The sequence below is a fragment of the Komagataeibacter kakiaceti JCM 25156 genome (assembly GCF_000613305.1).
This window is the reverse complement of record NZ_BAIO01000135.1, coordinates 1-5,509: the sequence shown is the minus strand read 5'-3', so window position 1 is coordinate 5,509 and position 5,509 is coordinate 1. Positions and strand designations below refer to the sequence as shown.

4 protein-coding genes and 2 pseudogenes are annotated in these 5,509 nt (G+C 65.3%); all 6 read right to left on the bottom strand.

Going from position 1 to position 5,509, the window contains the following annotated elements; genetic code table 11:
- Window positions 1–193, bottom strand: a pseudogene (locus JCM25156_RS28820) (hypothetical protein); the annotation flags it as partial.
- Entirely contained in the window at window positions 193–1,347 is a 1,155-nt protein-coding gene (gene dapE, locus JCM25156_RS08870) for a succinyl-diaminopimelate desuccinylase (protein ID WP_034959101.1), read from the bottom strand. The pseudogene JCM25156_RS28820 and the gene dapE, both read right to left, overlap by 1 nt.
- A gap of 20 nt (window positions 1,348–1,367) precedes the next feature.
- Window positions 1,368–2,215 (bottom strand): annotated as a pseudogene (dapD, locus tag JCM25156_RS22930) (2,3,4,5-tetrahydropyridine-2,6-dicarboxylate N-succinyltransferase).
- A 138-nt stretch (window positions 2,216–2,353) separates the two neighbouring features.
- On the bottom strand, window positions 2,354–3,259 hold the full coding sequence (argB, locus tag JCM25156_RS08860) for an acetylglutamate kinase (RefSeq protein ID WP_025812807.1): 906 nt from the start codon (window positions 3,257–3,259) through the stop codon (window positions 2,354–2,356).
- A gap of 58 nt (window positions 3,260–3,317) precedes the next feature.
- Complete coding sequence (gene yihA / locus JCM25156_RS08855; RefSeq protein ID WP_025812806.1) at window positions 3,318–3,995, bottom strand: ribosome biogenesis GTP-binding protein YihA/YsxC; 678 nt, start codon at window positions 3,993–3,995, stop codon at window positions 3,318–3,320.
- Window positions 3,996–4,007: 12 nt separating this feature from the next.
- A partial coding sequence (gene yidC, locus JCM25156_RS08850; RefSeq protein ID WP_025812805.1) for a membrane protein insertase YidC occupies window positions 4,008–5,509 on the bottom strand: 1,502 nt, incomplete at its 5' end.

Below are 5,509 nucleotides of genomic sequence, written 5' to 3'. Positions count from 1 at the left end.
CGTACCCGATGGTCAGCCCGCCGCCCACCAGCCACAACGCCAGACGGGGGGCCAGCGCGGACAGCACGGCGTCGCGCGTATTGCCGAAATAGGCGATGCCTTCCGCACGGCCCCGGCCCAGCAGCAGCATTCCGCGCAGGATACCGCCTAACCCCGCTACATTCGGGTCGGGAGATGGGCCGCGTTCGGACATTAGCGCATTACCTTTTCAAGAAAACCGGTATAGATCGCCGTCAACTGCTTCAGGTCAGCCAGGCTGACATGCTCGTCCGCCTTGTGCATGCTCGTGCCTACCAGGCCGAATTCGGCAACGGGACAGTAGCGGCTGATAAAACGGGCGTCGGACGTGCCGCCCCCGGTATCAAGCCGGGGCACATGGCCGGTTACGGCCCGCACGGCGGCGCGCAGGGCTTCCACCGGGGCATGGGGTTCGGTCAGGAAGGATTCCCCGCTGATCACGATACGTACATCGGCCCCCGGCGCGTGCCGGGCGACAACCGTGCGAATCCACCCCGCCAGATCCGCGCCGGTATGCAGGTCATTGAAACGGATGTTCAGCCGCGCCCCGGCACGGGCGGGAATGACGTTGGTGGCGGTGTTGCCCACGTCGATGCTCGTGACCTGAAGGCTTGAGGGCTCGAACCATTCGCTGCCCGTATCCAGCGGGGCCGCCGTCAGTTCCCCCAGCAGCGCCAGCAGGCGGTGTACGGGATTATCCGCGCGGTGCGGATAGGCCACATGGCCCTGCGTTCCATTGACGGTGATATGGGCATTGAGGCTGCCGCGCCGACCGATCTTGATCACCTCGCCCATTCCGGCGGGATTGGTCGGCTCGCCCACAAGGCAGAAATCAGGGATCTGCCCCTGTTTTTCCATCCATTCCAGCACACGCACGGTGCCGTTCGTGGCCGGGCCTTCCTCATCGCCCGTAATCAGCAGGCTGATCGAGCCGCGCGGCTGTGGAAATTTGTTCAGATACAGCCGGACCGCCGCGACAAAGGCGGCGATGCCCCCCTTCATGTCGCATGCGCCACGACCGAACAGCACACCGTCATGGATTTCCCCACCGAAGGGGTCATGGCTCCAGTCCGCATCCCCAACGGGCACCACGTCCGTATGCCCGGCAAAGCACAGATGCGGCTGGCCGGTGCCCAGGCGTGCGAACAGGTTGGGCGTGCGGGCCGCCCCCTCCCCGAACGGGAGAAGGGTGACGCTGAACCCCATCCGCTCCAGAACCGTGGCCAGTGCGGTGATGCCGCAGCCATCATCCGGCGTGACGGAAGGGCAGCGGATCAGATCCCGCGCGAGGGTGACAACACCACCGGGGTCCTGCTCCATGGCGGCCATTCCGTCATCGCTCATTCCGTTCAGCCGCGCAGCAGGTCGTTGATCGACGTCTTGGAGCGGGTGCGCTCATCCACGCGCTTGACGATCACGGCGCAGTCAAGCGACGGCAGCGGCTTCCCATCGGCCGATGTCGCCTGACGCGGCGGCAGGGTGCCGGGCACGACCACGGAATAGGCCGGAACGCGGCCCATGAAGACCTCACCCGTCGCGCGGTCGACGATCTTGGTGGAGGCGCCCAGAAACACGCCCATGGACAGCACGCTGCCACGTTCGACCACGACACCTTCCGCCACTTCGGAGCGCGCGCCGATGAAGCAGCCGTCCTCGATGATGACGGGCGCGGCCTGCAGCGGCTCCAGCACGCCGCCAATGCCCACGCCACCGCTGATGTGGCAGTTCTTGCCGATCTGCGCGCAACTGCCGATCGTAACCCAGGTATCGACCATCGTGCCGCTATCGACATACGCACCGGCGTTGACGAAGCTGGGCATCAGCACCACGCCGGGCGCGATGAAGGCGGAACGGCGCACGATGGAGCCGGGTACGGCGCGGAAACCCGCCGCGCCAAACGCCGCCTGGTCCCAGCCCGCGAATTTCAGCGGCACCTTGTCATAGCTCGGCGCGCCCGCGCCACCGCCTTCAACCACGCGGTTGTCATTGAGGCGGAAGGACAGAAGCACCGCCTTTTTCAGCCATTCGTTGACAACCCAGCCATCGGCCCCCGGCGTGGCGACACGGAGCGTGCCGGAATCCAGCGCCGTCAGCGCGGCCTCCACGCGTCGCGATCCGCGCCAACGGTAGCGGTGGACAGCGTCTCGCGACGCTCCCACAGGGCCTCGATCTGGCTCTGGAGGGATGTATCGGTCATGTTTGCAAAATCCTGTATGGGGCTGGCCGACACGGCGGGGAGCCGCCGGAGGCTGGATCAATTTGACTGCGGACCATGCGAAGGATCATGGGCAATGTCAACGATTGCCCCGATCCCCCACACTACGTGCATGACGTCTCAGGCGGCGCGGATCAGCGTGCCCGGCCCGGCTTCGGTAAACAGTTCAAGCAGGCAGGAATGCCGCACCCGGCCATCAAGGATGACGGCGGCCCGCGCACCGGCGCGCACGGCCTCGAGGCAGGTCTCCACCTTCGGGATCATGCCGCCCGAAATCATGCCGCTGGCAATGCCGCGGCGCGCGTCTTCCGCCGTCAGTTCCGGTATCAGCTGGCCATCGCCATCCAGCACGCCGGGCACGTCCGTCAGCATGAGCAGGCGGCTGGCGTTGATCGCACCCGCGATCGCGCCCGCTGCCGTATCGGCGTTGATGTTGTAGGTCTCGCCCTGCTCGCCCGCGCCGATGGGGGCGATGACCGGGATCAGGCCGGAACCCGACAGCGCGTAGATAACACGCGGGTCGATCCGCGTCGGCTCCCCCACGAAGCCCAGATCAAGCAGGCGATCGGTCTCGACACCGGATTCACGCGCACGGCGCTGGAGCCTGCGGGCGGAAATCAGGCCACCATCAAGGCCGGAAATACCGACCGCCAGCGCACCGGCGCGGTTGATGAGACCCGCCACCTGCTTGTTCACCTTGCCGCCCAGCACCATCTCGATCACGTCGATCATGGCGGCATCGGTCACGCGCAGGCCGTCGATAAAGGTCGATTCAATCTGCAGCCGCTTGAGCATGGCGCTGATCTGCGGCCCGCCGCCATGCACCACGACGGGGTTGACCCCCACCTGCTTGAGCAGGGCGATGTCATGGCCGAACGCGGTGGAGAGCGCGGTGTCAACCATCGCGCTGCCGCCATATTTCACTACAATCGTATCACCCGCGTAGCGGCGCAGATAAGGCAGCGCTCTGGCCAGAACCTCGGCCCGTGCCTGTGCTTCCCGGTCGCCCGGTCCTGTTCCTGTCATCCGAACGGTCCCTTCGCTCCTGTATCCATGGTCGGTGGCCACATCAGGGTGACCGGACCTACATGCCCGCCCGCGCCGGATTGGCCAGCCGGGCCAGCTCCGCGCGCAGCGTCTCGATCCCCATGCCGGTGGTGCTGCTGGTCGCCAGCACCTCGGGGAAGGCGGCGGCATGCGTGCGCACGATCTCGCCAACCTCGCGCTCCTTGGCCGCCAGCGCATTGGGTTTTGGCGCGTCGCATTTGGTCAGCACCACCTGAAACGTCACGGCGGCGCGGTCCAGCAGCTTCATGATTTCCCGATCCGACGCCTTGACCTCCACCCGGCTGTCCAGCAGCAGCACGACGCGGCGCAGCGTGGGGCGACCGCGCAGGTAGGAGAACATCATCCCCTGCCAGTCTTCCTTCACGTCCTTGGCTGCCTTGGCAAACCCGTAGCCCGGCATGTCGACCAGTGTCATCCGGTCGGCCAGTTCAAAGAAATTGAGCTGCTTGGTCCGGCCCGGCTGGGAAGAAGCGCGCGCCAGCGCACGCCGCCCGGTCAGCGCATTGATCAGGCTGGACTTGCCCACGTTGGAGCGGCCCGCAAACGCGATTTCGGGCAGGAGCGGGTCGGGAAGCTGACCCAGCTTCTGCGCGCCAAAGACGAAATTGAACTCGCCCGAGAACAGGACGCGCCCGATTTCCCGGTCGCGCTCGCGTTCTTCCGGCGTTGGTGCGGGAGAGGAGAAATCCACCATCTTGGTTCCTGGTTATTTCTTCCCGGCCGGCAGGCTGGGCCTGCCGCTGGCGGCGCCCCGGTTCATGCGGCGCTGGATGACCGTCTGCTGCGCCATGGTGAGCAGGTTGTTCCAGCAATAGTAGATCACCAGACCGGAGGGCTGCCGCGCCATGAAGAAGGTGAAGATGATCGGCATGAACTGGAACATCTTCTGCTGCGCCGGATCCGCCGCGGGCGCGGGGTTGAGACGCTGCTGGGCGAACATGGTCAGCCCGAACGCGATGGGCCACAGGCCAAGCTGAAGCATGGGCGAGATGACCGACGGATCCCACGGGATCAGCCCGAACAGGGTGAACAGGTTTGTCGGGTCGAACGCCGAGAGGTCATGGATCCAGCCGAAGAAGGGCGCGTGCCGCATCTCGATCGTGACGTACAGATCCTTGTACAGGCACCAGAACACCGGAATCTGCAGCAGCATGGGCAGGCAGCCGCTGGCGGGGTTGACGCCTTCCTGCTTGTACAGCCCGATCATCTGCTGGTTGAGCGCCATCTGGTCATCCTTGTAGCGCTCACGCAGGGCTTTGATCTTGGGCTGGAGCTGGCGCATCTTGCCCATGGAGTGGAACTGCTTGGTCGCCAGCGGGAAGAACAGCGCCTTGACCAGCAGGGTGAACGCCATAAGCGCAAGGCCGAAATTGCCCAGCATGGTGTTCAGCCAGTCCAGCACGGTAAAGATCGGGCGGGTCAGGAACGCGAACCAGCCAAAATCCACCGCTTTCCAGAAATCGGGGATATGCAGGCTGGCTTCATATTTTTCCAGCAGCGGCACTTCCTTGGCGCCAGCGAAGACATGGCTGGCGCTGGAGGCTTCGCCCCCCGCCGCGATCACCAGCGGCGCGCGCGCGGTGAAGCCGACATCATAATTCCCCTTGTCGCCCCCGGCGGACTGGTAGGCATAGTTGCCCGCCACATCGCTATCCTGCTGCGGGATCACGGCGGTCAGCCAGTACTTGTCGGTAATGCCGGCCCAGCCGCCCTGGCCCGACTTGCTCCACGCAATGTTGCCCGGCGGCACGGCGCCCTTGCGCAGGGATTTGTACGAGCTTTCATCCAGCCTGCGGTCAATGACCGAAATCGGCCCTTCATGCACCAGATAGCCACCCGTCTCGACCGGTGTATAGCCACGCTCCACGCGGGAGAAGGGGTAGAGGGAAACCGCCTCGCTCCCGTGGTTGATCACCTTCTGCGTCACCGCGAACATGTAATCATGGTCGATGGAGACGGTGATCTCGAACACTAGGCCCTGTCCGTTGTCCCAGCTCAGGGTCACGGGCTGCGCCTGTGTCAGGGTGTCGTGGTCCGCCGTCCACAGGGTGTTGGCGTCGGGCACACGCACCTGCGCGCCGCTGACATTGGCCCAGCCGACCTCGACAAGGTTGGGCTGGTCCCTGCCACGCGGCTCCAGCACGCGCACCAGCGGGCTGCCGTCCTTCACGGTCTCATGGTAGTTCTTGAGCACCAGATCATCGAGCG